25 protein-coding genes and 2 pseudogenes are annotated in these 25,719 nt (G+C 55.9%); 11 read left to right on the top strand and 16 right to left on the bottom strand.

The window, feature by feature from the left end:
• Nucleotides 1-13: 13 nt before the first annotated feature.
• From CNO20_RS10430 to CNO20_RS10405, 6 genes are all read right to left on the bottom strand, one after another.
• Nucleotides 14-409, bottom strand: a complete 396-nt coding sequence (locus CNO20_RS10430; protein ID WP_101296201.1) for a VOC family protein — start codon at nucleotides 407-409, stop codon at nucleotides 14-16.
• Between the two features lie 173 nt (nucleotides 410-582).
• On the bottom strand, nucleotides 583-1,209 hold the full coding sequence (locus tag CNO20_RS10425) for a superoxide dismutase (RefSeq protein WP_101296060.1): 627 nt from the start codon (nucleotides 1,207-1,209) through the stop codon (nucleotides 583-585).
• Between the two features lie 284 nt (nucleotides 1,210-1,493).
• Nucleotides 1,494-2,027 (bottom strand): Rrf2 family transcriptional regulator, encoded by a 534-nt coding sequence (locus CNO20_RS10420; RefSeq protein WP_101296059.1) that lies wholly within the window; start codon nucleotides 2,025-2,027, stop codon nucleotides 1,494-1,496.
• Between the two features lie 62 nt (nucleotides 2,028-2,089).
• Nucleotides 2,090-2,512: a DoxX family protein gene (locus tag CNO20_RS10415; RefSeq protein WP_101296058.1), complete on the bottom strand. Its 423-nt coding sequence runs from the start codon at nucleotides 2,510-2,512 to the stop codon at nucleotides 2,090-2,092.
• Between the two features lie 225 nt (nucleotides 2,513-2,737).
• Nucleotides 2,738-3,874 (bottom strand): serine hydrolase domain-containing protein, encoded by a 1,137-nt coding sequence (locus tag CNO20_RS10410; RefSeq protein ID WP_101296057.1) that lies wholly within the window; start codon nucleotides 3,872-3,874, stop codon nucleotides 2,738-2,740.
• Between the two features lie 369 nt (nucleotides 3,875-4,243).
• Complete coding sequence (locus CNO20_RS10405; RefSeq protein WP_394337259.1) at nucleotides 4,244-4,765, bottom strand: universal stress protein; 522 nt, start codon at nucleotides 4,763-4,765, stop codon at nucleotides 4,244-4,246.
• A gap of 267 nt (nucleotides 4,766-5,032) precedes the next feature.
• Between CNO20_RS10405 and CNO20_RS10400 the strand changes: the two are divergent.
• Nucleotides 5,033-5,446: pseudogene (locus tag CNO20_RS10400) on the top strand (transcriptional regulator TrmB); the annotation flags it as partial.
• Nucleotides 5,447-5,551: 105 nt separating this feature from the next.
• Here the strand turns inward: CNO20_RS10400 and CNO20_RS10395 are convergent.
• Complete coding sequence (locus CNO20_RS10395) at nucleotides 5,552-5,965, bottom strand: MarR family transcriptional regulator (RefSeq protein WP_101296055.1); 414 nt, start codon at nucleotides 5,963-5,965, stop codon at nucleotides 5,552-5,554.
• 129 nt (nucleotides 5,966-6,094) lie between these two features.
• Between CNO20_RS10395 and CNO20_RS10390 the strand changes: the two genes are divergently transcribed.
• The gene (locus CNO20_RS10390) at nucleotides 6,095-6,643 is read left to right on the top strand and encodes a DUF8170 family protein (RefSeq protein WP_101296054.1); all 549 of its coding nucleotides are present in this window, start codon (nucleotides 6,095-6,097) and stop codon (nucleotides 6,641-6,643) included.
• A gap of 81 nt (nucleotides 6,644-6,724) precedes the next feature.
• Here CNO20_RS10390 and CNO20_RS24325 read toward each other — a convergent pair whose 3' ends face one another.
• Nucleotides 6,725-7,264, bottom strand: a complete 540-nt coding sequence (locus CNO20_RS24325; RefSeq protein ID WP_101296053.1) for a hypothetical protein — start codon at nucleotides 7,262-7,264, stop codon at nucleotides 6,725-6,727.
• Between the two features lie 342 nt (nucleotides 7,265-7,606).
• Nucleotides 7,607-8,044: a hypothetical protein gene (locus tag CNO20_RS10380; RefSeq protein WP_199174803.1), complete on the bottom strand. Its 438-nt coding sequence runs from the start codon at nucleotides 8,042-8,044 to the stop codon at nucleotides 7,607-7,609.
• 606 nt (nucleotides 8,045-8,650) lie between these two features.
• Between CNO20_RS10380 and CNO20_RS10375 the strand changes: the two genes are divergently transcribed.
• Complete coding sequence (locus CNO20_RS10375) at nucleotides 8,651-8,944, top strand: PadR family transcriptional regulator (protein WP_101296052.1); 294 nt, start codon at nucleotides 8,651-8,653, stop codon at nucleotides 8,942-8,944.
• A gap of 977 nt (nucleotides 8,945-9,921) precedes the next feature.
• Here the strand turns inward: CNO20_RS10375 and CNO20_RS10370 are convergent.
• The 3 genes from CNO20_RS10370 to CNO20_RS10360 all read right to left on the bottom strand — a co-directional run bounded on the left by CNO20_RS10370 (nucleotide 9,922) and on the right by CNO20_RS10360 (nucleotide 12,003).
• A complete protein-coding gene (locus tag CNO20_RS10370; protein ID WP_143423185.1) occupies nucleotides 9,922-10,299 on the bottom strand; it encodes a hypothetical protein in 378 nt (125 codons plus the stop codon).
• A 500-nt stretch (nucleotides 10,300-10,799) separates the two neighbouring features.
• Nucleotides 10,800-11,102, bottom strand: coding sequence for a transcriptional regulator (locus CNO20_RS10365; protein ID WP_101296050.1), 303 nt, complete (start codon nucleotides 11,100-11,102; stop codon nucleotides 10,800-10,802).
• Between the two features lie 406 nt (nucleotides 11,103-11,508).
• Nucleotides 11,509-12,003 (bottom strand): Lrp/AsnC family transcriptional regulator, encoded by a 495-nt coding sequence (locus tag CNO20_RS10360; RefSeq protein ID WP_101296049.1) that lies wholly within the window; start codon nucleotides 12,001-12,003, stop codon nucleotides 11,509-11,511.
• Between the two features lie 1,046 nt (nucleotides 12,004-13,049).
• On the opposite strand from CNO20_RS10360, the gene CNO20_RS10355 reads away from it, so the two are divergent.
• Both CNO20_RS10355 and CNO20_RS10350 read left to right on the top strand, forming a co-directional pair.
• Nucleotides 13,050-13,727 (top strand): helix-turn-helix domain-containing protein, encoded by a 678-nt coding sequence (locus CNO20_RS10355; protein ID WP_101296048.1) that lies wholly within the window; start codon nucleotides 13,050-13,052, stop codon nucleotides 13,725-13,727.
• A gap of 556 nt (nucleotides 13,728-14,283) precedes the next feature.
• Nucleotides 14,284-15,117 carry a TrmB family transcriptional regulator gene (locus CNO20_RS10350; RefSeq protein WP_101296047.1) on the top strand — a complete coding sequence of 278 codons (834 nt, stop codon included), beginning with the start codon at nucleotides 14,284-14,286 and terminating at the stop codon, nucleotides 15,115-15,117.
• 248 nt (nucleotides 15,118-15,365) lie between these two features.
• On the opposite strand, the gene CNO20_RS24510 is transcribed toward CNO20_RS10350, so the two are convergent.
• Entirely contained in the window at nucleotides 15,366-15,527 is a 162-nt protein-coding gene (locus tag CNO20_RS24510) for a DUF7522 family protein (RefSeq protein ID WP_158237390.1), read from the bottom strand.
• On the opposite strand from CNO20_RS24510, the pseudogene CNO20_RS24320 reads away from it, so the two are divergent.
• Nucleotides 15,513-16,491, top strand: a pseudogene (locus tag CNO20_RS24320) (hemolysin family protein); the annotation flags it as partial. The gene CNO20_RS24510 and the pseudogene CNO20_RS24320 overlap by 15 nt on opposite strands.
• A 166-nt stretch (nucleotides 16,492-16,657) precedes the next feature.
• Here the strand turns inward: CNO20_RS24320 and CNO20_RS10340 are convergent.
• The gene (locus CNO20_RS10340; RefSeq protein ID WP_199174802.1) at nucleotides 16,658-17,698 is read right to left on the bottom strand and encodes an AI-2E family transporter; all 1,041 of its coding nucleotides are present in this window, start codon (nucleotides 17,696-17,698) and stop codon (nucleotides 16,658-16,660) included.
• Nucleotides 17,699-18,015: 317 nt separating this feature from the next.
• Here CNO20_RS10340 and CNO20_RS10335 point away from each other — a divergent pair, with 317 nt between their 5' ends.
• From CNO20_RS10335 to CNO20_RS10325, 3 genes are all read left to right on the top strand, one after another.
• On the top strand, nucleotides 18,016-19,821 hold the full coding sequence (locus CNO20_RS10335) for an SLC13 family permease (RefSeq protein WP_101296198.1): 1,806 nt from the start codon (nucleotides 18,016-18,018) through the stop codon (nucleotides 19,819-19,821).
• A gap of 95 nt (nucleotides 19,822-19,916) precedes the next feature.
• Nucleotides 19,917-20,345 carry a DUF7539 family protein gene (locus CNO20_RS10330; RefSeq protein ID WP_101296046.1) on the top strand — a complete coding sequence of 143 codons (429 nt, stop codon included), beginning with the start codon at nucleotides 19,917-19,919 and terminating at the stop codon, nucleotides 20,343-20,345.
• A gap of 352 nt (nucleotides 20,346-20,697) precedes the next feature.
• Nucleotides 20,698-21,018 (top strand): DUF5789 family protein, encoded by a 321-nt coding sequence (locus CNO20_RS10325; protein ID WP_101296045.1) that lies wholly within the window; start codon nucleotides 20,698-20,700, stop codon nucleotides 21,016-21,018.
• 221 nt (nucleotides 21,019-21,239) lie between these two features.
• On the opposite strand, the gene CNO20_RS10320 is transcribed toward CNO20_RS10325, so the two are convergent.
• Together CNO20_RS10320 and CNO20_RS10310 are read right to left on the bottom strand one after the other, a co-directional pair.
• Nucleotides 21,240-22,490, bottom strand: a complete 1,251-nt coding sequence (locus tag CNO20_RS10320) for a magnesium transporter (RefSeq protein ID WP_101296044.1) — start codon at nucleotides 22,488-22,490, stop codon at nucleotides 21,240-21,242.
• Nucleotides 22,491-22,882: 392 nt separating this feature from the next.
• A complete protein-coding gene (locus CNO20_RS10310; RefSeq protein ID WP_101296043.1) occupies nucleotides 22,883-24,094 on the bottom strand; it encodes a CBS domain-containing protein in 1,212 nt (403 codons plus the stop codon).
• Nucleotides 24,095-24,423: 329 nt separating this feature from the next.
• Here CNO20_RS10310 and CNO20_RS10305 point away from each other — a divergent pair, with 329 nt between their 5' ends.
• Both CNO20_RS10305 and CNO20_RS10300 read left to right on the top strand, forming a co-directional pair.
• On the top strand, nucleotides 24,424-24,789 hold the full coding sequence (locus CNO20_RS10305) for a hypothetical protein (protein ID WP_233204101.1): 366 nt from the start codon (nucleotides 24,424-24,426) through the stop codon (nucleotides 24,787-24,789).
• 164 nt (nucleotides 24,790-24,953) lie between these two features.
• Nucleotides 24,954-25,562 carry a DUF998 domain-containing protein gene (locus CNO20_RS10300; RefSeq protein ID WP_158237389.1) on the top strand — a complete coding sequence of 203 codons (609 nt, stop codon included), beginning with the start codon at nucleotides 24,954-24,956 and terminating at the stop codon, nucleotides 25,560-25,562.
• The last annotated feature ends 157 nt before the right edge of the window (nucleotides 25,563-25,719 follow it).

Here is a 25,719-nt window from a genome sequence, read left to right as displayed (position 1 = left end):
CTCCGCCGTCTTGTTAGCCGATCCGTGTTGCAAGTACCCAGAGATTTCCCTCCGGATCCTCTACGATTCCCCGTTGATCAGGATCATCCTCCTGCTGCAGTGGGTCCTGGACAGAGACACCACCAGCCTTGAGAGCACGCTGGTAGGTGGCGTCAACGTCCGGCACGTAGACATGGACCATTGATGTGAATGCTGAGACTGTGTCAGTGTCAGGTCCTTCACCGAGCATGATGACCGTGTCGTCGAGACGCACTTCGACGTGCATGATGGACCCGTTGGGGCGCTCGTATCGACGAAGGTCGGTTGTCTCGAACACGGCCGAGAGAAAGTCGATGACGCGCTGGGCATCCTCGACCACCACGTAGGGAGAGACGCTCGTATATCCCTCCGGTTTGAAATGATCGCTCATCGTGAGTTCCTCGGCACCGCTGTATGAGAGCTGAGACCAAATCACTAGCGACAAACGACTAGGAAGATACGGGTGAACCACGTTCTCAGGTATTACATAGTAAATTCAGTCTACTGAGTGCCTCTTGAGGATTCAACCAGCGTAGCTGCGGCAGAAGGCAGTGAGAGGCGAAGTTAGTGAGTGTGCTGGCCGAGCACGTCCGCGTTCTGTGCCTCGTCGTAACGCTGAGCCACATCGTCCCAGTTAACAACATCCCAGAAATTGTCGACGTACTCTCCACGGCCGTTCTCGTATTGGAGGTAGTACGCGTGCTCCCACACGTCGAGTACGAGCAGTGGCGTCACGCCCTGCGGCGTCTGATTTTGGTGATTTTCGGCCATCGTGACGAGCGGTTTGTCAGCAACATGGTCGTAGACAAGGAACCCCCAGCCGGAGCCCTCGACCCCCTTCGCGGCCGCTGAGAAGTGCTCCTTGAATTGGTCGACCCCGCCGAAGTGCTCCTCGAGGGCGTCAGCGAGTTCCCCACCTGGCTCACCACCACCGTCGGGGTTCATGTTCTCCCAGAAGACGGTGTGATTAACGTGCCCCGAGAGGTTGAACGCGAGGTTGCGCTCGACGCCTTTGATGTCACCATAGTCGCCACTCTGACGCATCTGTTCAAGTGTTTCGAGCGCGCTGTTCGCACCGTCGACGTACCCCTGGTGGTGCTTGTCGTGGTGCAGTTCCATGATGCGCTGGTCGATCGCCGGTTCGAGCGCGTCGTAGTCGTACGGAAGGTCTGGAAGTTCGTAGGGTGCCATGCGACAGCTGGACACACATCGGCGAGGTCCTTCAGTGTTCGCTGAATGCATTTTTTGTTAGATGGTTTCTATGTAGTGGAGAGTGTGGCTCTCAGGTCGTGTCGGAGACGATCACTACTCACCCGTGCTGTTCAACTCATCAAAGAAACGCGAGCCACGCACTCGTGGAGTCCAGATACGGTTCTCAGAAATCCTACTTAGCTACTTAAAACGGCCTAGTGGGATTGCTACACAGCTTCTCAGAAGGCAGACTCACGGACTGACCGCGAGGTACCACCGTTACCTTAGTGAGCCGGTCCGTCGGCCGGTGCGACCATGTCCTCAATACGGAGGATAAGGATGTTATCGGTGTCGTCGATTCCATCGACCGTGCCTTCAACGACGAGTTTTGACAGCGGTGTCGGACCGACTGTCACCACATCGTCCTCGTCAAAGTCGTGGAGGGAGCCTTGCACATGGATTTCAGCCCGGCACTTCTCGGGATGATGGACGCTCGAGAGATCCACCTCTTGGACGTTCGCGCCCTCAATTAGTTCATCATTGTGAACCAGTGGGACTGACGCAGGCTCGTCCATCTGATCGATGTCGAGTGCCTCATATGCGTTTGTCGTCGGCTTATAGCCGCCTTTCGGACCGGGTACCCCCTCGACCAGCTGCAATGCCTTCAGGCTCTGCATCTGATTGCGGATAGTGCCTGGGTTGCGATTAACTTCCTCTGCGATGTCTTCACCCTTCACCGCACTCTCAGTTTCGCGAGACAGGTTGACAAGGGCGGTGAGTATCATCCGTTGGCTCGGCGTTAGATCGATTGATGACATAGAAGGATATCACCGGGGAGATTCTATAAATCCCAAGGGTACATTCTATGGGCTCCTGATTATCAAACGAGCTCTCGATCGAAGAGAAGGTGTGCGATGCTATACTGCCCAGCACCATAGATACTGAGGACACAGAATGCCGCGATGTAGAGAAGGCCAAGTTCGCCCCCGTTTTGAATTGGAATCACACCGTTTGGAAGATGGGCAATAAGCTGAGCGACAACCATTTCTCCGGCCGCGATTATGGCGACCAGTCGAGTGAGGAGCCCTACAACAATGAGGAGGCCACCAGCCAATTCAATGACACCAGCGATTCCGTACATGCTGAGTAGTGGTACTGTTTCACCGCTGCCATCAGCACCTCCAAAGAGTCCGAGCAATTTCTGCGCCCCGTGTTGGATGAACAGCAGTCCTACAAGGACGCGAAAGACAACATAGAGGGGTTCTTCATACGCTTCTGTTAGCCGGCCAATCAGCGCTTCCATATCGACTCTATCCCTTCTACTGAATTTAGTGTCAAGGGTAGCGGTTAATAGTGTACTCACCGATGGCGGGTTGGGAGTTAGCCCTCGAATTGACTAAATTTATCATTTTCTCGGAGAACGACCGATACCGCGACTCCACCGTCTCAACCTGTTTATCACGATTCAGTGTGTCCTTTAGACGTATCTTCCACCGCTGAAGCGAAGAAGTGCCGACGAAACGCAGCCTTAGTAGCCGAGCAGTGCCAGCCTGACGGCATCGGACATGCCGCTCACTCGAGCTGCGTGCTCCCACGATTCCTCTCGAATGCCGTTCGTGACGTAGGCGAAGCCCACGTTCAGTTTGGGATCGCCCCACCCGAAAATACTCCCCAGTCCGGCGTGGCCAAACATTCGCTCTCGACTGAACGAGCCAAACATGTCGTTGGCCAGCCCACCAGTCCAGAACCCCAAGGCGTATCGCGCTGGTCGAGACAACGTGCCGTCCGACTCCGTTTCAGCGTGAGTTCGAGTTGCTTCGACGACCGTCTCTTCAGCAAGCAGGCGCGTCCCATCGAGTTCGCCACCGTTAGCAAGACAGGCGTAGAACCGCGCCATATCCCGAGCAGTCCCGATGCCGTTGGCCGCCGGAATCACTGCCCGATGGATCGCCTCGGTGTTGAACGCCTCGGCCGACTCAGGCGCAGGGATACCGAGTCCTTCACCGGGGTTGCGACACCGGTCGAACTCCTCGAATCCCGTCAGAGTGGCGACGTCGTCTGGTTCGTCGTCGGTCAACCCGATCGACGTTCGGTCCATGCCTAAAGGATCGAACACATGTTCGGCGACGTACTCGTCGACATGTTGCCCGCTGATGCGATGGATGAGTTCGCCAACGAGCCAACCGTAGTTGAACGTGTGGTAAGCCGGTTGTTCGCCGGGGTCGAAGACCGGTTTGATCTCCTCCATCGCTTCGACGACCGCATCCCAATCGCCCCACTTCTCGGCTTGATTGTCAAATTCGCCATAGGGGACACCGGCGGTATGGTTGAGAACCTGTCGGATCGTGATCTCGGCCTTGTGGGTGCCGGCGTCGGCGAACTCGGACCAGTGGTCGATGACATGGTCGTCATAATCGGCATTCCCGTCTTCGATGAGTTGGTGTAACCCAACTCCCGCATATGGTTTCGTACACGAGAAGATGAGATGACGCGTTTCCGGTGTGGTTTCAGCTCCCTCGGGACCGGTCGTTCCACCCGCGGAATTCACGACGAGATCACCGTCGACGTAGACGGCCAGTTGGGCGCCATGATGCAACCCAACGTCGAAGTGCCGATCAAACTCTGCTTTAAGTTGGTGTCGGTCGCTATCGGTAATCTGTGCCATACTGATACTTGATAGCTATCTCACAATAGCTGTTTGGCTCAAAATATAATATGTGACATTCACTACAGGCGGTTGATTCTTGGTCTACTCTCGGCTGAACGAGCATGAGGGCACTACTTAGTAAAGCCGACTCGGCCGTCTATGAGTAGGTAAACATCTGGGCGATTTTCAGTCTCACCAGCGGATTCAGTTCGGTTGTCTCTGGTGTCGGTAAGCGCTTACATCCCATTTGACGGATCGAGAACCCATCCCTGACAAGAGAACACCGCTCTTTCTGGATATCTGGCTCTGGCGCTTATTTAGGAGATTCCAAACGGTATTCTAGAACACGCTTCAAGAGAAAGGAAGAAGGATGAATGGTCACGGAGCTTATGTGTCGGACAGATCATCAGTTTGGTCACACGGCTCTGTGTTTGTTTCAACGCCTTTCAAATCTCGACGTAGCCCCGCTTGAATGTCCGCTTTTATAACATCGATGTCGCCGACCGCAACGGTCAATACGGGAATTGGTGAGCTTCGGACGACTTTTTCGGCGACGCTCCCGAGGAGATAGCGTTCGTAGCCGGTCCGACCGTGAGTTCCCATGACGATGAGCTCGATGTCATTGTCGACCGCATAGGAAAGGATCGCGGCACTCGGATCTCCACGACGAACCTCGCGGACAACGGAGAGGCCGGCATTAAGCGCCCGTTCCGCGACAGCCTTCGTCGCCATGTGACCGTCCTCTTCGAGCGTCTCCCGGAGTTGATCACGCATCTCGTCAGGAATTGTCAGATACGCCCGTTCGTCGACAACGTGGAGTGTATGAACTGTTGCAGTGCAGAGTTCGGCGAGTTCGAGACCCTGTGTCACTACCGTCTCCATCTCTCGTCCCCCGTCAGTTGGGAGCAGGATACTGGTATCGTACTGAAATCCGTTCTCCGCGACAGTCGACTCGCAAATCTGGCGTAGTCCCGTTCTCAATTTGACTTCACACCCCTGGTCATGAGTGTATTTCCTGACTTCGCTAAGGGGTGAGGAGAGCAGACACCCCTCATCAAGAGTGTATCTAACGATATCTCCGATAAGGAGAGACGAGTGCACACCCCGCCATCGAAGTGAAATTTACAGGTTAGAGGTTCTAGAACGTCCCGTCCCAAGTCAATAGCTGCTCTCCCTATACACCGGCAGCGTCTTGAATCCGTCGCGTCGACCGGGACGATTCTCTGGGAGGACTACGACGAGTTTCTCGCGCAAACGGAGACAGAGATCAACGCCGAGCACTTCCACGAGACCGGGCTTGCGCGGTTCGCAGTGTTCAATCTCCAATGCCTGCTGACCCGCAACCGCTACTACCATTACTCTGAGGACTTGAAGGCAGTCTCACCGGCAGAACTCTGTTGTTACACGCTGTTGATCGACGACGACACCCGCCACCGCTCGTACTGTCTCCTGCTACTCAGACACGTCGACGTCGATGAGGGCGAACTCCGAGACCAAGCGGCGAAATACGGACTCAAAGACGAAATCGATGCCCTGCTTCAGTTTCTCGGGGCCCGCGGTGACGTTGACGATGATCGCTTCCCCGAGTGAAACGTGTTTCAAGAGCTGGCAGCCGACTACGAGGTCCCTCTGTAGGTCTCCCTGCTGACTCGGGTAGCCACACGACGCAATCCCCCACTCGCAGTCATTCGAAGACTAGTGGTCGTCAGGACGGGGGGCATTCTCGTATTTGACCATCTTCTCGGGCTTATCCGAGATGGTTTCGTAGATTTGTTGGAGCGTCTCCTCAGCGGCGAGTAGATTGTGCTCCTCGAGGAAATCTCGCCCCTCTTCCGTGAGGCCGTAGAACTTCCAGGGATAGCCTTGTCGGCGCTGGTCGTCGTCCAGGGCGACCTCCTTGACGATGCCGGCGTCGACCAGCTTCTGGATGTGCTTGTAGACGGTGGCATCGCTCACGCTGGGGTTGAGCTCTTCGAGTTCGTACATCGAGGGGAGCTGCTCGGGGTGCTGGAGGATGTTGTTGACGAGCGCAAACCGCGTCTGCTGGGTCACGAAATGGATGAGTTCGCGCGTTTCCCTCCCTTCAGCAGTCCCCAGATCGGTGCTCATGTGTCACGATACACGGCCTGGCGGCAAGTAGTTTACCATTGAGTAAACCACTCTAGAGTAAACCAAGACACGATTGAGTGAGTAATTTACTCCATAAACCATATCTCACGGCTTCGAGAAGGGCAGCACATGTCCGACGAGGAGCCGCCCGTCCCCGAAGAGGTCCTCACGAGCGCCAAGGACCGACTTGACGACGAGGAGATCTCACTGGCGGACAACGAGGAAATTCTCCATGCCTTGAGCGAGTTGACCCCTGTCTATGAGAACGACCGGTCATACTTCGTCCTCGGGAACTACGACCGAGAACCGATCCGGCGGCTGAACGTGGTGGTCGACCGCCTCAACCGGCGCACTGACACCTACGCCTTCCGGATGGTCGACATCCGCGGGGAGTGGGACAATAGTATCCAGAAATTCTACCTGATATCGGATATCGTGACCTACCTCGTCGGCGTGGCCGAGAAGGAACCGAGCGACTTCCTCGTCGAACAAGGACTGCTCGTCGGCACGATCGAGTACTTCACGAAAAGCCACGTCCTCAAACGGGAGTACGAGGACGAAGCGCATCCGTTCGGTTGGATGCAGGACGGCGTCTTCGACTTGTTTGACCGCGAGGGACGGTTATATCGATGGCAAACTGAAGAGGACCTCGTCGAAGCGACCGACGAATTGCCGTGATTTTGGCTTTCACGCCCGGATACGACTATGATTAACCAACGCTGGGTGGTACATGGCTGGGATGTTGGTTAACCTTCTCGTCTACTCAATCGAGAATTCCTCGATAACCGCCACCGTAGCTTCAAGTTTCTGCCGTCGCTCCTCGCGTTCCTCGATTTCTTGGTCCAGCTCACGAATTTCCGCTGAAAGTTGTTCGACCACGTCCGTCATCTCCGGGAGACGGCCATCGGGACGAGGGACGTTCCCACTCCGAACTTCGAGATCGGTTCGCCGTAGATGCTTGCACCCACCGCTCGGGCTACGCTTCGTGAAATCTGGACACGTACACGTCTTACTCGCGACGTCGACCTTGTAAATGTTCCCTGACTTCGATTGCACCTCGTAGATCCCTCCCTTCTGCAGTAACGAGACGTCCATCTCTTCGGTTCGAGCTCGTTTAGTGCGCGGCTCGAGTGTCTCTTGAGATGAGTCCTCGTCAATGGTGGGATGTTGGACAGCTTCAGCAGGTGTCGAAGCTGCAGGAGTGGATGCTACAACTCCACCATCTGGTGAATATACTTGCTCTTCGTGTTCTGTTTCGTCTTCGTTCTGTGTCTCGACGACGTCAGTTCGTTCAGTCATGATTTCGGCTGAATCGACGTGACGAGTTCGCGCACGCCGTCGCCCTTCGACGGCGTGAAAAACTGGTTTTCAACGCATCTGGGCCTTCACTCGATTAGTTTCGACTGTGAGGCTCTGTTGGAAATCTTCAATCAGTGATATTTTGACGAGGTCGTGCTGAATACAGAGGATGAGTCCAGCACGCCAACTTCGGTTATTTTTCGCGGTCTGCATTAAACCAGCCGCTCAGTAAGAGTGCGAGCTGAGCATCACAGGCGTCACAATTTCTACACAGTAATTTGCGCTGGTGCAGGTCGGAGAGACTGAGTTTTCCACACAACGGCAATCAAAAAGGGAGTCGCTTCACGCTGTTTCAGGTGACAGCGCGCGTATGCTGAGGAAGGTCAGTGCAGCACCAACTACAAACACAATCGTCGCGAGGTAGATGGGGCCGAGGTGTGCCATCCAGTCGTGTGTGAATCTGCCGGTGTAGTGCATCGGCAGGGCAATCGCCAGCGCAACTACTGCAACTGTGGTGGCAGTTGCCCATGCCCACAACTGTCCCGTGCGGACGCCGTACCACGCTAACGCCGCGACTGCAATGCCGGTGGCAATGATGAATCCGGCGAGAGCGACGTGAATGTGAGTGATATAGTACACCACTTCCGGGTTCGTTCCGGCTAATTCGCTTCGGGTGAGTCCATCAAGCATACTGACTCCAAGTTCGAATCCGCTACCAATGAGCGCGAGGGCCAAGAAGACAAGGCCATAGCCGATGAACGCCACCCCGGCAAGGGCCATCAGGAGTGAGCCCGTTCGTAATCGTGAATCGGTTTCGATCTGTACTTCGCGGGAAGGTATTGTGGGTTGCTCTGTAGCCATATTCTTCACCAGTTATAATGTCGCTCCCTGAGGGGATATACTATTCTTCGGTGAAACTGTCATATTTTTAAATTATAGATTCGTGTGCACCGTATTCATTGCGAATTTCTGATAAACATTTTTCTGACCATCATGGTACCTTGGTCACCTCTACTAACCGATTTTCTCCGCTCGGATTGAGCGGTGGTGCGTGCTGCTTACGCGCCTTCTATTCAGCACGACCGTCAGAAGCTATCATTGATATCGAATTACACCTCATCCTAAAACTAACAGAGCAGGTGATGTGGGTTTACGAAGCTCTCCTGTCCGAGACACCCCCTAATCGCTTGGCTAACCCACATCTCCCCATTCAACTCTGTGTGGGTTAGGAGAGAAACACCCAAGCCATCTCCTCGCTCGGTGTGACAACAGTTTCCCGACCTCCCAGCCAACCAAAAGAGACCCAAGACTCTTCCGTCCACCGATCACTCACGCATACCACACAATGCTGACGATTATATCCGTGGCTATTGCACCTTCTCAGTGATGACCCTCTTCGAACTCAGTGGCTTCCAGCGTGACCTCCTCACCGTGATCGCCGGCCACGACCAGCCCTCAGGCCAACAGATCAAAACCGACCTCGAAGAAGCCCGTGACGAAGAGATCAACCACGGCCGCTTGTATCCCAACCTCGACACCCTCGTCAACACGGAGTACGTCGAGAAAGGTGAGATCGACCGCCGCACCAACTTCTACGAAATCACCGACGAGGGTCGCACTGCCTTGAGAGAGCGCCGCGAGTGGGAAGAGCAGTACCTCCGAGAGACCGCACTCGCCTAAGCCCAAAGTTCCTGCTTTCCTTTTTGGTGTGTAGTTAGTCTCTTAATTGAGTCTGGGTAGGGGAGATGCTAGTTTGTTTATCCAGGACATTTAACCGAACAATTTACTGTAAGACGCTAGCAGAAAAGACCTTAACTGGCTCTCCAAAACATCTGGAGAAGAAGATGGCGTCACATCGACACACTGCGGTTGCAGCCCGCGCAATTCAACTCGCGATCCGAGAGGGACTCTTCACGGCATCGGATGTTTGCAGAACGCTCCGCCACCCACCAATGCAGCACGCTGTAACCCAAATTTTGGAACATCTCGAAACGGAGGGGTGGATTGAGCGGGTTGACTCCGAGTCGTCTGTGTGGCGTGCAGGAGACCTCGCAGCTCGGTACGGGAAGATGGACGACCATGCAAAGCGCCAGGCACGAGTGCGCGCATGAAGCACCGAGTGCCTTCTTACTTCCTGGAGCAGATCTCCTGCAGGATGGCGATGTCGGTAGTCCGGACCAAAGCTAACGATTTCTGACATTGGGAATGCCACGCCACCTTCCCAAACGGGTGCCTGAGAGGACCCATGACCGACGATGTCCGGTGTGCGAAGCGCTCTCTTCTACAAAACGGCTGGCACTTAATGGGACCGTCTTCGTGTGTCAAAATGGTCACCGCTGGTTCCGTGAGTTGGATGTCGGGCGTGAGCGTTACTCATAGAACTGCTGTCACTAATCTAGACGCGCAAAGTCCAGAAAAAATAGATCGGTCACTGCTTAGTAACTGATACGGAGGAGATCGATCTCGCTCTACACACCGGCGACGAGCCAGTTAGTGCTGCGCTTGGAGATCGAGCGCTTGACTCAGAGAAGGGGGCGGACAAGTAAGGTTGGTCTTTTCTCACGAATCGCTTCAGTGATCGATTCGCCTCTTTCACTTCCAAGTACTCTTCAGAGAACTCTTGGCCTATGCTGGAAAGCAGTTTGTCACATCCAGGTTTAGCTTCTTCGCGCCACAGCTGAATAGACGGAGAGCACAAGGAGAAGCCCAAAGGTCAATGCTGCCCACTGTACATCCGAAAGGAACGCAAAAGCATCGACTTCAAAGTATGAGCCGACGATACCTACGAGTCCGCCCCCACTCACGAGGGTATACACTCCCACAGGTACTACTTCGTCTGCTGATTGCTGGGTGTTAACCTGCTCTCTTTCGAGAATCTCCTCAACGAGTTCGGAGACGTGAAGTTCGCCGTCGGTGGCTGCGAGCGCCTCGATCACAGCCCGTGAACGGTCATCGCTCATGATCTCCGAAAGATCGTCTGCGTGCGTGTCTGGTTCGTGTCCGGTCTCACGTACTGACCCACTCTGTCCGCTCATCTTAGGTCTCCAGCCCACGCCAGCGTTTACAGTGTGACCGGTGACTCAGCCAGTGCCCGTGCCCAGTGAATTCTGAAGAATCGAGTTTTGTTTGTTGCATGTATATGGGGTGCCTCTGGTTGCCCACGCGATCGTCGCTTGTAGTTAGCGCGTGCCCCCAACCTAGCACCCACCGCCAACGGAATCGATAATACCCTACACGTCTCCAACTCAGCTCTCGCTATTCCGTGGATACTATACTCCTAGTGTTAAAAGTACCGTTCGTATGTGGGCCCTGTCTCAATTTTAATCGAAAATGTAGTTATCCGTTCAACTCACCCCACTGGGATTGGTACCACTTCATCGTCTCCAACCCGAATTACAACGCGCTCTCTCCCCATTTGAAGTCATTTTGAACCCTTCATCCGGTTTCAGCATGATCTCAGACGGAACCTTCGACCTCACAGAACGACCGGGGCGAGTAAGTAGAACGGAACAGTTTACCTCTCTTCTGTCGGGCGTTATTCGTCTGATGACTCATCTCTGGACTGTGATGGACCAGCCAAGAGCGGCTGAATCTCCTCAAACGTTGGTCCCGCAGAAACTGTATCGGTTTCATGATCCCAGTCGACAACACCTCTCTCCACCAACATCGGGAGCGTGGATTGGATTAGTTCATCCTTGACTACCGCTTCCTCAACCGCGACAAGCTCGTCATCCGGACGCTGCACAGCGGCCTCGCTCTCTGAGTTGTGGCCCATGAGTGCGACCATTATTCGATGCTGGGATACCGCGCGGAGCGCGCTGACTATTTTGTTGGACATTGCAGATCACGACTCTGTCTCTGTGAGGTCTGGTTCGATGATTTCGCGGTCTTTCTCGGATCGAGTCACCTCCCATGGTGCACTCTCCCTCACCACCTTCTCCATGGTCAGTGGTCGCACCTCCGTGTCGAGTCGAGACAGTAAGAATCGGCGGTGTGGATGAGCCAACACACCGAAGATGGCACCCCACATACCATCACTAAATTTAATACTCGAATAATTATGTGTAGTCATCACCTCATGGTTAAGTGCCCAGACTGAAAAGGGTTGTCTAGGGATATTCTGTCATATTGTGATTATCGGCATGTACCGCAGCTCACTTCGGAATCCCACGACCTGTGTTGTGGAAATTCCCAAATAGGCCGGCAGAATCTGCTACATTACCAATCAGATAGAGACCTAACGATTACTCGTCTGATTGTTCAGCCTCCGAGGCGTGGTCTGGGTTCAAGTGAAAGTGGTTAAATGGCTGGACGCGGCGTTGGCTCATGATTTCCGAACTTTCGATGCTGAGGTCCAGCGCGTGAATCGCGTCGGTGATTCGGGTGATATCCACCGTCGACGTCCCAATCACCTCCACGTAGATGTTCCGGCGACCGGTTAACATCTCGCGGACGTCGATAACGCCCTGAATGCCGAGTACTTTCTCTACCATCTCCGACCGTTCAGTGGGGTCCGCTGTGCAGACGAAGAGGATCTGGAGCGGGAAATTGGCCTTTTCGTAGCTAATTTTGGGATGATAGCCCTCAATAACACCCTCGTCTTCGAGGTGGTCGATGCGATTGCGGACAGTGCTGGCCGAGACGCCTACCGTGTCGGCGATCTCTTGGGCCGTTTTCTTTCGCGCTTCTACCTGTAGTTCGTGGAGAATCCCCCGATCCACGTCGTCGAGTTCGACCATGCGTCAGAGAGGGAGGGGCAACGTCAAAACATCTTGGGGGGCGAATCCATCTCGGTGGTCACGCGTGGTTATCACGTCGAAATGACAGTAACACGTCATTTGTGCTTCAGAGAGGGGGAACAATCGTCATCCGCTATTCGGCGTCGCGTTCGTAGAGGCGGTGGAGGTAGCGAACATCTCTTTGCGGAAGTGTCGCGCTCGCTCGTCGGCACATGGACAGGGATGTACTAAAGACGACTCCGATGCACAACGGGCGTGCTACCTGCCGTGGTGTGATTATTCAGGTGATAATCTGACTTTTAGTATCGTGCTACCCTCCTCTAGGTCGCATGTTAGATACCTCAACTGTTCCGCTTGAACAGGATCACCCAGCTGATGACCGCAGACGGACAGCCAGATCCGCTCACCGTACAGCTTTGACCGAGAGCCGACTCGTGCTAGCGAAGGGCCCTCCATCACATGTTTGAATGCGCTGGGAACACAAGAAGCGACGAATTTATTGATGACAGCAACGCAAGTCTCTCTTCTCTTGCTACTGAGCGCTGTGCTCTCTATTACTGGAGTGATTTCAAACGTTACACTATTTCCCTTCCGAGAGTCGTGAAGGAAGGGTCCGTCGAAATCGATCCGTCCCATGGATTACCGCACCCTACCGCTGGGGCTAACACTCTCGCGCTTGAGGGAGGATGTCCTTGTCTCGACGAGGGGGCTCACACTCATACGACGGACAAGCGTAGCGATTCCAGTCTCTGCAGGTGTTGGGTTCAGGGTACCTCACTCCTCCCGTTTCGACACTCGATCCACACATCCAGAGCATGCTTGATTTCGCATCCTGTCCACGGACACGCTGCAGTAAAGCGCCTTTCATATCGTTTCAATCCTCTAGAAGTAAGATACAGTTACAGAAATACAAAGAAGTCATGCGAGCAGTGTCGCTCTTCCCTCCCAACTTCACTGTTCAGTGAGGAAAGAACCTTGCCGCCCTCGCTTACCGGTAAAGCCGCCCAGTGCCACCTCGCCAATTGCATCGAGGAGGTGTTACAGATATGTTCGTAGACGTGACTGCCCCTATTGGTGCGCTTTTACCCCATCAAGCAGGTAGCGTCCTCTCTGGAATCAAAGCTGATGTTAAAAGCGCAGTCCCAGTCGAGAGGCACCTTTTTGCCATCGTTTGGATTTCCAGTGATAATGTGGCAACAGGGGTAACTGCGTTTCAGCAAGACCCTCACGTCAAACACGTCGATCTCATCACCGAAACTGGGAGTGAAGTCATTTATCAAGTAACGTGGGGTCCCGAACTGCCTTCGTTGGTTAAGTGTCTCCAAGATGCTGATGGTGTAATACTCTCTGCAATCCTCCTTGATGATTCGTGGAGCCTCAGCCTTCGATTTCCAAACCGCCAAGCAGCGTCGCGATTCTATGAAGACTATGATTCCTCCAGGAACCCACTCACTATTCGTCGCATTAGCTCACAAGTACTCTCCAATCACGACCTGGATTCAAAACAGCGGGTGACGGCTAAACAACACCACGTCTTGACTCTTGCGCTGAAATCGGGGTATTTCGAAGTTCCACGACGGGCTACCCTTACCGATCTCGCGAGCGAATTAGGTGTCTCGGATCAGGCTGTCTCGGAATGCCTCCGGCGTGGGATAGCAAACGCCCTCGCGGATTCCGGCGTAGAGTACCGAGACTACGAGGTCAATGGTCCCAGTCCGATTTGAGACGAAATTGTGGGATGATGAGGGCTATCTCAGAAACTACCCTCTGGGTATAGGGTAGTCTTGGCACGCGGCGACAGGGTGGTTGGGACCCATCTGAACCGCGTGCCAACTGCCAATTGATGGGCACCCCATAAAGTCTTGCTGTGATTAACTGGGTGAACGAGTACGGATGGAAGCGTACGGAGATCCGATGAGAAGATCCGGCCTCATGGGTAGCAACGTATCCAACTGGGTTGCGGTTGGTCGTACAAGATATATTCTATTCTGTTTATAAATAAATTTATAACTCTTATTTACTTTATAAACAGATATTAACCTATATTCTGCTCTTTTGCTCTTCCTTAGTGTGATTCCCCCGAATTTGTGGCCCTATCGATGTGGATACCGCAATAAGATGGGAAACTTACACGTTGGGTTAATGGGTTCTGAGACGAACTACTTACTATGTCAGGCAATCTCGATCAACCAGCTCGATGGGGAAGAAGGGAACTGACTTGTGAGCGGGTACACAACAGGCGAGACGGTACCGGATACACCGGTAGCATGGTTGGGACCCATGAACGACAGATCTAATCATCAACGAGCGGTCGAAACGCTCCAGCAACTCGGGTTGAAAGAGTACGAATCGAAGTGCTTTGTGGCGCTCGCACAGCTCTCGAAAGGGACGGCCAAGGAGATCAGCGAGATCTCCGAGGTCCCTCGAACACGCGTTTACGATGCTATCAGGGTGTTAGAAACGAAAGGACTCGTCGAAGTCCAACATTCGAACCCCCAGCAGTTTCGAGCCGTTTCGATCGCTGAAGCGGCCGAGACACTCCGTCAAGAGTACGAATCGCGGACGGAGACACTCGTCGAGGCGATAAACGGTCTCGAACCAACACTCTCTGACAGTGAGCAGGAGGTAACGCATGAAGTCTGGGCGCTCTCGGGGAGTACACCAATCGGAAATCGGACACAGCAACTCATTACTGCCGCCGACTCTGAGATCATTCTCGTCATCGGTCATGCAGACATTGTCACCGATCCGTTGATCGATCACCTGCGAGAGGCTCACGAACGGGGCATCAGCGTTATCGTTGGAACGACCACCGAACAAGTACGTAACCAGCTGCAAGAAGCGCTCCCCGCTGTCAAGGTGTTCGTCTCGCAATTAGGGTGGTTGGAGAGCTCTCCGTTAGATGCCAGCGACGAAACGACGATCAGTCGCCTCCTGCTGATCGACCGGAACACAATTCTGGTCAGTTCGGTCCACAAGACGAGTACCGGCGCAATCGAAACCGAAAAAGCGGTGTTTGGCAGGGGATTCGACAACGGTCTCGTGATAATTGCCCGCCGACTGATGGCAACAGGGTTGGGGGCAACTGCGGATCCGGGGAAGCGAGAAGAGTGACGCTGATGTCCCGACTATTATGAATCATAATCAAAGGGGGTACTAAAGCGTATATTGTGCTGAACTCAGCATCTGCCGTCGCAACGGTCACCCAAGCAACGTACGATCTCACTACCGCAATCTCGGCTGGCGATCGAAGTGCGTTGAGTGTCTCTTCGTTCCGCGGTGGGAGCGGTATTCGAGGATCCAACACACAATGTGACGAGGTAGTGTACAACCGACAAGAGTCACTATGTTCCAAAAGATAGCTATACTTCGGTGCCTTCATCGGCACCACCAGCGTCTACAAGAACCGCTTTGAGGGCGGTGACCAGCTCTTCGAAGCGATCGATCGACATCTGATCGGTCGTTACCCAGACACCGATTGACCCTTGGATGATTCGCGTGAGATAATCATCACGTTTCTCCACGTCGTCTTCGGGGAACTCGCGCCGAAGACGTTCGCCATCCAGGAGGCTACGCGTATCGCCCTCCTCGTCGCACCGCTGATGAAGTTCTTCTATTACGTGTTCGTGCCCGGCATCATCGTCTTCAACGGGACGGCCAACTACTTCACTCGCCTCGCCGGAGTCTCGCCAGCGTCCGATAGCGAGGAGATCCACAGCGGAGAAGAAATCCGGATGATCCTCACCCGCTCGGAGGAGACGGGACATATTGATCTTGACGAGGTCTCGATGATCGAGAGCGTCTTCGAACTCGGGGATACGATCGCTCGCGAAGTCATGGTTCCGCGTCCGGACGTCGAAACCGTGCTGCCTCGATGTCACTCTCGGAACTTCAGTCAGTTGCCGCTACGGGGACTATACGCGCTATCTCGTGCTCGAGGAGGATGAGGAGCAACCAGTTGGATTCGTCCACGTCAAGGACATCCTCCGAGCGAGCGAAACCGAGATGGATCGCGACTCGGTCACTGCTCGTGAACTCGCACGAGAGGTCCTTGCAGTCCCGGAGACACGACGGATCGACGAGATCCTTGCCGACTTTCAGACGCGTGGGGAAGGACAGATGGCCGTCGTAATCGACGAGTGGGGTGTCTTCGAGGGTATCGTGACTATCGAGGATATTCTCGAGGAAATCGTCGGTGACATTCAGGACGAATTCGACACACGAGCCCAGGAGCCATCCATCACGAAGCGAGCCGACGGGGCATACGTCGTCGACGGTGGGGTTCCAGTCCAGGACGTAAACGATCGGCTCGACACTGGATTCCAGAGCGACGACGTCGAGACGATTGGGGGATTCGTCTTCAGTCACTTCGGCAGAGTACCCGAAGTGGGTGATCAGATCGAACAGAGTGGGCACGTCCTCCGAGTGGAGGCTGTCGACGACGCTCGAATCGAGCGTCTCGTAATCCAACAGGCACCGTCTGCATAAGGGACAAGAGACGAGTAAGTAGCGCCACCCTGAATCGAATACTATCATATTCGAGTCAGCGAGTCCGACGCCGTCGCGGTGTGTCAAACGATCGACGTTGGCGGGTGAGATGGTACCGCGGCCACGGGTGATTGTCACGTGAGGACCGATGGCGGAAACGATCCCCCTATCGGTTGACGGTTGAGTCCGCTCGCTCCTGGGCAAACAGATCAAGGACGACCTTCGAGCCGCCGAGTATGACGGGGCCGACGAACAGACCGATCGCCCCAAACAGAACGATTCCTCCGAAGATTCCCACGACGATGGTCGCGACGTTGATCGCTCCGCTCCGGTTGATGATCGCCGGGCGAAGATAGAGGTCCGAGGCGCTGACCAACGATCCGTAGACGAAAAGCAGTACCGCTGTAGTGGGGCGACCGATTGCGAGCAGGTAGCCCGAAACCGGAAGCCAGACACCGAATGCCCCAACGAGTGGGAGCAACGTGAGGACAAATGTCGCCACGGTCAAGAACACAACCCCCGGCATGCCAACGAGCGCCAATCCGATGCCGAGCAGTAGCGCCTGGACCCCCGCGACGGCGACGTTCCCGATAACGGACGCCCACATGAGGGCGTCAAGTTCTCTAAGAAGTTCCCGCTCCACACGATCAGAGAGCGGGACAACCGAACGCAGCCATGTGACGAACTGTTCACCGTCTCGCAATAACGCAAAGAGTACGAAGACCGTCACGGTGAGTCCGATCAACACACCAGGGAGACCGACGACGACGGTTACCGCGCCGGTTGCGAGACGCTGCAATCCGCTAGCGATTGGCTCTTGATATGTCGCATACAACAGACCGAAATCGATCACATAGCCAATGGCTTCGAGTCGATCCTGAATGATGTCAAGACTGAGTCCCCCTTCTTGGAGGGCAGTTAGCAGCCCTAGTCCCTGCTGAATTGCGACTGTGAGGAGATACGCGACCGGGATGAAGAGGACAACTACCGAAAGCGAAATGAGGGTGAAGGCAGCCGTAGTTGAGCTTGTGTGACGCTCGAGCGTCCGTTGTGCGGGTGCGAGGACGTATGCGAGGACGATCGCGAGCAAGATATACTGAAGCTGTGTGAACACGAAAAGTAGGCCGAGAACGCCGCTCACTATCGCCAAGATCGACAGTACAACGTGGTCCGACAACCAATGCTGACGGTCTCCCTGTTCAGTCATATTCAGTATAGAGATTCCCCTCATTCTTGATTTGTGTGTACAGAATCGGGTCATCTGTCAATGGTCGTCACTGGCTCCGAGTACTGCCACTATTGAAACGGGTGTAGTCACGTCAGATTGAGAATCAGCGACAATCAAACTATAGTACTAGACACCTACGTAACACTCTGTGAATCGCACAAAATGGATCTGCCAGGGCGCAGATGAGACAGTGTCAATACCAGTTCTTTCCGTTGTTAGCGTCTCTTTTCGGTATGTCTTTCCCTTTGAATTCTCTGGCAGTTCAGGGTCTGGCCTCAACGCCGGTGACGGCCGAGATGCTTGTCATCTTCGTCCTCATTCTCCTCGCACTCGTTCTCTTTGCGACCGAACGGTTCCCGATTGACGTCACCGCCATCTTGATCATGGTGCTGTTGATGGTACTCGAACCGTGGACACAGATATCCCCGCGGGAGGGAATCTCCGGATTCGCGAACCCGGCGACGATCACGGTGCTGGCAATGCTCATCCTGAGTACGGGGATCAACCGAACCGGCCTCGTCCAGTTGATCGGCCGCAAAATGGCCACGTTCGCCGGGACCGACCGTCGCAAGCAACTCGCCGCCACGGTCGGGGTCACCGGTCCAGTCTCGGGGTTCATCAACAACACGCCGGTCGTCGCGATTCTGGTCCCCGTGATCGCTGATCTCGCACACGAGGGGAAAACCTCTCCGTCGAAGCTACTGATGCCGCTGTCGTTCGCGTCGATGCTCGGGGGGACGCTCACACTCATCGGGACGTCGACGAACATCCTCGCGAGCGATATCGCGGCCCAGCTCGGGGCGGGGTCGCCCGGGCTCGGATTACATGCGTTCGGGATGTTCGAGTTCACCAAACTCGGTGTCATCGTCTTCGCCGTCGGTGCCCTCTATCTCATGACGATCGGCGTTCGGCTCCTTCCCGAACGGATTCCGGCCGACGAGGACCTCGTCGAGGAGCACGCTCTCCAGGAGTATCTCGCGGACGTGGTCGTCCCGGCGAATTCGGCACTGATCGGCCAGACTGTCGGGGAGGCGCTCGGCGACGACCTCGATATCGACGTCTTACAGCTGATTCGCTACGGTGAGCGGTTCGACGAACCTCTTGCTCGGAAGGAGACCCACGAAAACGACACGCTCCGCCTCAGGACGAACCGAGAGACACTCGAGGACGTCATAGATGCGGAAGGACTCACACTGTCGGGCGGTCCGCGAACCGAGGACGACCTGCATCCGGAGGAGGAAGAACCGGTGCTCGTCGAAGTCGTCATCCCGTCGGGATCGTTTCTCGTTGGCGAGACGCTGACGAGTTCGTCGTTCCGACAGCGCTACGACGCGAACGTTCTGGCCTTTCGCATCCGTGGAGACGTCGTCCGGGACCGGTTCGAGGACATCCGTATTCGCGTCGGTGACACGCTCCTCGTCCAGGCACCGCCCGATAGCCTCACACGGCTTGTCGAGAACGAAGATTTCATCGTCGCCCACGAGTTCGACGAGGTGACCTACCGGAGCGAGAAAATTCCGTTCGCAGTCGGTATCATCGCCGGCGTGGTCGCACTGCCGGCGTTGAACATCCTCCCGATCGTCGTCTCAGCACTTGCCGGCGTTGTGGCGATGATCTTCACCGGCGTCCTCAAGCCGACAGAACTCTATTCCTCCGTCGAGTGGAACGTGATCTTCCTCCTCGCCGTCGTCATCCCGCTTGGTATCGCCCTGCAGCAGACGGGCGCTGCGGCGCTGCTCGGTGATGCCGTCGCTACGACGTCGGTGTTCCTGCCACCGATTGGCGTCCTGTGGATCTTCTACCTCGCGACCAGGCTGTTGATGAGCGTCATCAGTAACAACGCGAGCGTCGTGTTGATGATTCCGGTGGCTGCCAACGCGGCCCAGTCAATCGGGGCGAACGCGTTCGCGTTCGTCTTGGCGGTCACGTTTGCAGCCTCGATGGCGTTCATGACGCCGGTGGGATACCAGACGAATCTCTTCGTCTACGGGCCCGGTGGGTACACGTTTTCCGACTTCATTCGGGTCGGTGCGCCGTTACAGTTCCTCCTCTCGATCGTCACCGTCCTCGGGATCACGTTCTTCTGGGGCGTCCGCGTGTGAAACGACCCGGTTCGCTCCGGAGAGTGCGAAACGCCACCATCCCTGACTGAGGGCGTCGTACGAACGTTGATTCACCTGGCGGCCGTGCTAAGTATATGGCCGAGTTTCCAGACGAACGACAACTCGTACTACGAGCGCGTTCCCAGTTGGACCAGTGGACGAAAAGTGCCCGAATGGAGGCGTACGCTGAACTGTTCGAGGGTGACGATCGCCTCCTCTCCCCTGAAGAGGTGCAATTGCTTGATGCGCTCGATTCCGAACTGGAGCGAGAGGGCGGCGATGGTGTCTGGGGAACCGATCAGTACGGAATCCACACGGCGGGGACCTCAAGTTCGGATACCTCACTCGGAGTGGTCTGTGTGTACCACCCACAGATCACCAAAGACTCCGTCCTTCGCGGGGCCGACGATCTCGACGACGAGACCGAAGAGCGACTCAACGCAGCACTCTGGCAATATAGCGAACGCGTCGCGACGCTCATCGAAGAGCAACTCGATGAGTTTATCGGTCAAACGCAGAGATAGGTTTCGACTCAGGTTCGATCCCGCATTGACAGGTAGTTGGTTTACACGATAGCCTCTTCTTTCCACGAGTTGACAGAGGGGAAATGACTGCTCGAATGGCACTCGTGGCTTACTGGCTGTTCGCCTGCATATGCGTCGAACCACCCGTTTTCCGATTGCTCGAGCATTCTGGTTGTACTCCCAAAATTCATCAGCTGGCACCGTCGGCCGCTTTTCGTTGAGATCGTTCATCTCCATTGGCGAAGGCCATTGAGTACGTTCGATAAACTGCTACTCCCTACGAGATGTACCCGCGGTGTTCACACCGACGAGCGTCCACACAGTTATCCGAACCGGACGCCTAGTAGAAAGGATGCCAGACGACAAACAGAGCCGAGACGACGAACAGCGACAACAGCCAGAGCGAGAGGTAGAAGAAGAACGTGACCGCGCACATGAAGACCGAGCGATGAGCGGTGACCCTGGTGGGCGACTTGGTGATCTCGATGAAGCACTCGAAACCCACGGTTATCCCATCACGACGGATGAATTGGTCGAGGCCTATGGCGACTACGAAATCGAAACACAGGGAGGGACGGAATCCCTAGAGGAAGTGCTCGCTTCCACTGATAACCAAACGTACGACTCTGCTGATGATGTTCGAAGTCGAATACTGGGACTGATACATCGATAACGAATCGGCTCGCAATGTGCCGAATTCTATCCTGGTAGTTCTCTAGGCTGGTCGTGTTGACACTTTTGTCTACCCTGTTTGCGCCCTGCCGAGCTCTTTTTCGTCGTGTGCGGTCTCCACTGAGTACCAGAGCGCCATCGTCTCAGGAGGATTTCATGGGTCGATTCCCATTTGCATAGGTGCTAGACCACCGGTACGGACTAGTATCTCTAACAGTCAGTTCAGAGAAGAACAACCTGCGCCAGTCCGAGGAATATGAAGAATCCGAGGACGTCAGTCGCGGTTGTGATGAATATGGTCGCAGAGGTTGCCGGATCGTAGCCGACCCGGTCCAGTACGAGCGGGACGAGTGCGCCGAAGAACCCGGCGATGACGAGGTTCAGCACCATCGCGATGCCGATGACCAGCCCCAACAGCGGACTCTGGTTGAACAGGGTGGCGATGGCGGCCACGATACTACCGGTAATCACACCGTTTGCACCCCCCGCAAGCACCTCGTTGCCGATGGCGCGTCTCCCAGTTCGAAGCGAGATCTGCTCTAACGCGATTCCGCGGACCGTCACGGCCATCGACTGCGTGCCGGCGTTCCCACCCATCCCGGCGACGACCGGCATGTAGATCGCCAGCAGCGTCAACGCCGCGATTGTGTCTTCGAATAACCCGACAGTCGCCGCCGCGAGAAAGGCGGTCCCGAGGTTGATGATGAGCCACCTGTACCGCCGGCGAACCTTCTCAAGGGCGCCATCGAGAACGCTCTCCTGCTCGTCGACACCCGTGAACTCATAGAGCGTCTGGCCGGCCTCTTCCTCGATGGCCTGCAAGAGGTCGTCCGCGTAAATGACTCCGAGAATGCTGTCGTCCTCGTCGAGGACGACGATTTTACTCTGCGGGTTGGCCCTGAACACCTCGATGACCTCCGAGTCGGGCTGTTCGTATCGAATCGTGGGAGAGAGGCGAAGATACTCGGTGATGGCAGCCGACCCGTGGCCAGCCAGGGCCAAGGTATGGCCAGGTAACTCCCCCAACACCTCGTCGCCATCGGTGACGAAGACAGTCGGGAAGCGCCCCGTTCGAGCCTCGTGGCGTCGGACGAGCCGTGCCACCTCCTCGAACCCCTGGTCCTTGTCGACGGTGACATAGTTGAGATTCATCATACCGGCGGCGCTGTCCGGACTGAACTTCAAGAGGAATTCGATCCGCTCCCTTCGATCGGTATCAAGCTGACTGAGCACAACCTCCTGAGTGTCCCCGTCGAGCAATCCGATCACGTCGGTCGCATCGTCAGGGTCGAGCCGGCGGACGAATCGCCGCACCTCCTGGCGATCCATGTCATCGAGTACGTCTCGCTGGATCGACTCGGGTAGATGGAAGAATACGACTCGTTGTCGTGTCCACGGTAGTGCCTGGAACTCCGCACCTGGTGTCTCCGAGGCAGCTATCTGCTGTTGGACATTGATCGTGAATTCTTGCATACGGTTACCCCGTCTCGCGTCGCATAAATCCCAGAAACCGACGTGACGTAGCGGAATCCGGGGTGTTTGAACCAATAGTAAGTGAGACGCTGCACATAGCCCTCCCTACCCCCGAGATCGCTCGTGTTCTGGGGCAAGGTTGAGAAACACGTCGTTCTCCGCGCCACACCGTGTGGGCAGGTATGTACGAAGTGGAGACCATCCTCATCACGTTTTTCTATGCGCCACTCTGACCGGGCACGGGCGACGTTTCCACACTCTTTGCAGCGTTTGGGATGATCCTGAAGGTACGTCTGCATGAAATCGATGAATGACTGCGTTCCATGGCGGTGCGTCGGCATACTTTATTCATTCGAGGTGTAGTCGTATCAACGTGTTCACCCCCTTTGGCACTATTTGCCCCCGAGCCACCAGCCGTAGAGCTGTTCTTGCTCGTCAGTTTCGGGATGCTTCTTCGACTGACCGTAGGTCTTCCCCTTGAGGAGCTGGCGTTCGACTGCGTTCGCTGCCAGACGGAGGGCGTGAGCGGCACCATAGCCCTCGCCATCGGCCGTAAAGTAGCCGCGGTCGGTGACCAAGCGGATCCGTGCGAGCACGAGTGGGACTCCCCGCGATTGCTCCTTGTGCTCCTGCAGTTCGATGCTGGCCTTGATCACGCTCATCTCACCGTACTTCGAGGTCATGTTCTCGATCAGCGCGGCGACGTCGTCGTAATCCATCCCCTCAAGTAGGTCGAGACCGAACACCTGCACGGCGTTCCGGTCGTCGCGTTCCCAGGTGAGCGCCTCGATGACGTCCGTCTTCGTGATGATCCCGACCGGCTCGTCCGCCCCGTCGGCCGTGACGACGAGCGAGGAGATCTCCTGTTCGAACATCGTCTCGACGACCTCGCCGAGCGGTGCGCTCCGCTCGACCGTCACGACCGCGTCAGACATTAGGTTCCGGACCGGCAGGTCGAGCAGACGGTCGGCGTCGCCCTCGCGCGCGCCGAACCCGCCACGGTTCTGCCCCCCGCCACCGCTGCCACCGAAGCCGCTCGACGAACCGCCCTGGCTCTTGCTGCCGCCCCGCGTCGTGAATTCGATGACGTCGTACAGACTCAGCATTCCCACGAGGTCGTCCCCGTCGACGACGGGGAGATGAGCGATACCAGCTTCTCGGAGCATATTGAGCGCTTTCCCGATTGTGGTTTCAGGGATCGCACTGATCAACTCTGCCGTGTAGGCGTCGTCGACCGTCACCGCGTCGAGAAACGGACGGACGGCCTCGAGGACGGCATCGCCGGTCACCACCCCGACGACACGGTCGTCGTCGAGTACGGGAAGCGTTTTGGCGTCGCTACCGATCATGAGTCGCGCGACCTCGCGGACGTCCTCGGTACGGTCGACCGTCGGGACGTGCTGTGCCTGTGAGCCGACCTTCGCAGACGGCTGGTTGGACGAGGACGCCAGCTGTCGACGACTGACGACACCGCGGTACTCGTCGCCGTCCGTCACGACTACGGCATCGAGTTCCTGGTTCTCGAACGCCCCGGCGACTTTCGAGAGCGGGGTTCCGATGTCGAACTCGGTGAATTCCGCCGAGAGTATCTCGGAGATATCCATGGATAACTCTCTAGTGAGAGGAGTGCTGGATGGTTATGCCTATCCCACCCTTGATTCTAGAGGCTGGGGTGTGCGAAGCGCCGTTTGCGTGATGAACTGTACTGCGCTGACCGTATGCATTGAGACTAGGAGTCTCAACTACTGCGCTAACCGACTGCTGAATACAGGGCGCGTATCTCGCACGACAGCGTCCCGGTATCCGATACTCCCATTACCGAGGAGCGACAAGTCCGTATGACTCTCTCATGGAGGCGGAGCCTGCATTTCATGAAGTACAGCGGTTTCGTCAGCGGTGGCTGTGGGCACTACTCGGGGGTACCACGCTTCTCATGCTCGTGTTGGGGCCGATCTCGTGGGGAGGGCTCATCATCGTTGGTCCCATTGCCGTACTCCTCTACAGTCTTCGGCTCCAGACCGAGGTCAGAGCCGACGGCATCTACCTCAAAATGTGGCCACTTCACCGGTCATTCCGTCGGATTTCGTGGGCAGAGATCGGGCGATACGAGCCCAGACGGTACCGGCCACTTCGTGAGTTCGGGGGCTGGGGAATCCGCTGGGTACCCGGGAAACTCGCATACAATGTCAGCGGCAATCGAGGCATATGGATCGAACGAACAAACGGGCGCACAATTCTTATCGGCTCACAAGACACCGAGGAGTTCGTCAGGGCGATCGACGAGGCCTTTGAAGGGTGAACAGCGTGCGCGTATTGCCCAGCCTCAAGGGTGTGTTTGTCAGGGGAACCGGTACAGTCGGGTGGAGAAGGAAACAGAGCAATGATGCGTAGACTCTCACGGGAATGACCGGTGGGACCGAGCAATCAGTCCACAGTCCGGTGAGGGATGAGTCAACTCTCCGAATGCTTTCTATCGCAGGTATCGCCGGATCGGTGCTGTTCTGGGTGGTCGTTGTCGTGTTGGGAGTCGTCACACCAGGCTATAGCGTCGTCTCTGACTACATCAGCACACTCGGTGCTATCAATGCGCCCTACGCCATCGTCCAGCGGGCAAACTTCGTCATGTTTGGTGGGAGCATCCTCGCGTTCGCGTTCGGCCTCGATCGCTGGTCACGCGAGGGGCGGCGACTGTGGCTCGGGATCGTCTTGATTGGGGTATTCGGCGCAGGCATCGTGGGTGCGGGGGTATTTCAGGACGACGTAGCGAACCCACACTCGACGACAGCGCAGATACACCAACTCGTCTCAGGCGTGGCATTCGTTGCTGCACTGATCGGCATGTCGCTCGCGTCGTGGGAATTCGAGCGGAGCGAGCGGTGGCCGGAGTATCGGTACCGATTCACGAGTGTCGGGCTCGCCATTGTCCTGTTTGCGTCACTCGCGGTCTTTCGGGTTGGGCTGGACACGTGGTGGGTGGGCGTGGCCCAGCGACAGTTCCTTCTCCTCCTGACAGGGTGGATCGTGCTTCACGCGGTGACGCTCTATCGCCTGACCCGGCGTCCGCAGGACTGACCGAACCAGAATCTCGCTCGAAAAGATGACTCTCTCGTCTGTCGCTACCGACCTGCTGCATTTACCCTCTGTATCTCGCACGCAGTTTCTGACTGAAATCCGGTAGTTCGTCGAGCTGCTGCTGAATACACAGCACGTATTCATCACGCTTTGCCGG

Origin of the sequence: Halegenticoccus soli (assembly GCF_002844195.1) — an archaeon.
Taxonomy (GTDB): domain Archaea; phylum Halobacteriota; class Halobacteria; order Halobacteriales; family Haloferacaceae; genus Halegenticoccus; species Halegenticoccus soli.
This window is presented reverse-complemented; position numbering and strand designations above follow the sequence as displayed.

Coding starts and splice junctions, on each gene's coding strand:
- CNO20_RS10320 (WP_101296044.1), bottom strand. CDS start 22,490: ATGCAAGAATTCACGATCAATGTCCAACAGCAGATAGCTGCCTCGGAG.
- CNO20_RS10375 (WP_101296052.1), top strand. CDS start 8,651: ATGACCCTCTTCGAACTCAGTGGCTTCCAGCGTGACCTCCTCACCGTG.
- CNO20_RS10425 (WP_101296060.1), bottom strand. CDS start 1,209: ATGGCACCCTACGAACTTCCAGACCTTCCGTACGACTACGACGCGCTC.
- CNO20_RS10300 (WP_158237389.1), top strand. CDS start 24,954: ATGCTTTCTATCGCAGGTATCGCCGGATCGGTGCTGTTCTGGGTGGTC.
- CNO20_RS10360 (WP_101296049.1), bottom strand. CDS start 12,003: ATGGTCGAACTCGACGACGTGGATCGGGGGATTCTCCACGAACTACAG.
- CNO20_RS10390 (WP_101296054.1), top strand. CDS start 6,095: ATGTCCGACGAGGAGCCGCCCGTCCCCGAAGAGGTCCTCACGAGCGCC.
- CNO20_RS10350 (WP_101296047.1), top strand. CDS start 14,284: ATGAACGACAGATCTAATCATCAACGAGCGGTCGAAACGCTCCAGCAA.
- CNO20_RS10380 (WP_199174803.1), bottom strand. CDS start 8,044: ATGGCCCTTGCCGGGGTGGCGTTCATCGGCTATGGCCTTGTCTTCTTG.
- CNO20_RS10410 (WP_101296057.1), bottom strand. CDS start 3,874: ATGGCACAGATTACCGATAGCGACCGACACCAACTTAAAGCAGAGTTT.
- CNO20_RS10340 (WP_199174802.1), bottom strand. CDS start 17,698: ATGACTGAACAGGGAGACCGTCAGCATTGGTTGTCGGACCACGTTGTA.
- CNO20_RS10420 (WP_101296059.1), bottom strand. CDS start 2,027: ATGTCATCAATCGATCTAACGCCGAGCCAACGGATGATACTCACCGCC.
- CNO20_RS10415 (WP_101296058.1), bottom strand. CDS start 2,512: ATGGAAGCGCTGATTGGCCGGCTAACAGAAGCGTATGAAGAACCCCTC.
- CNO20_RS10310 (WP_101296043.1), bottom strand. CDS start 24,094: ATGGATATCTCCGAGATACTCTCGGCGGAATTCACCGAGTTCGACATC.
- CNO20_RS24325 (WP_101296053.1), bottom strand. CDS start 7,264: ATGACTGAACGAACTGACGTCGTCGAGACACAGAACGAAGACGAAACA.
- CNO20_RS10365 (WP_101296050.1), bottom strand. CDS start 11,102: ATGTCCAACAAAATAGTCAGCGCGCTCCGCGCGGTATCCCAGCATCGA.
- CNO20_RS10370 (WP_143423185.1), bottom strand. CDS start 10,299: ATGAGCGGACAGAGTGGGTCAGTACGTGAGACCGGACACGAACCAGAC.
- CNO20_RS10335 (WP_101296198.1), top strand. CDS start 18,016: ATGCTTGTCATCTTCGTCCTCATTCTCCTCGCACTCGTTCTCTTTGCG.
- CNO20_RS10330 (WP_101296046.1), top strand. CDS start 19,917: ATGGCCGAGTTTCCAGACGAACGACAACTCGTACTACGAGCGCGTTCC.
- CNO20_RS10305 (WP_233204101.1), top strand. CDS start 24,424: ATGCTCGTGTTGGGGCCGATCTCGTGGGGAGGGCTCATCATCGTTGGT.
- CNO20_RS10325 (WP_101296045.1), top strand. CDS start 20,698: ATGCCAGACGACAAACAGAGCCGAGACGACGAACAGCGACAACAGCCA.
- CNO20_RS10430 (WP_101296201.1), bottom strand. CDS start 409: ATGAGCGATCATTTCAAACCGGAGGGATATACGAGCGTCTCTCCCTAC.
- CNO20_RS10355 (WP_101296048.1), top strand. CDS start 13,050: ATGTTCGTAGACGTGACTGCCCCTATTGGTGCGCTTTTACCCCATCAA.
- CNO20_RS10395 (WP_101296055.1), bottom strand. CDS start 5,965: ATGAGCACCGATCTGGGGACTGCTGAAGGGAGGGAAACGCGCGAACTC.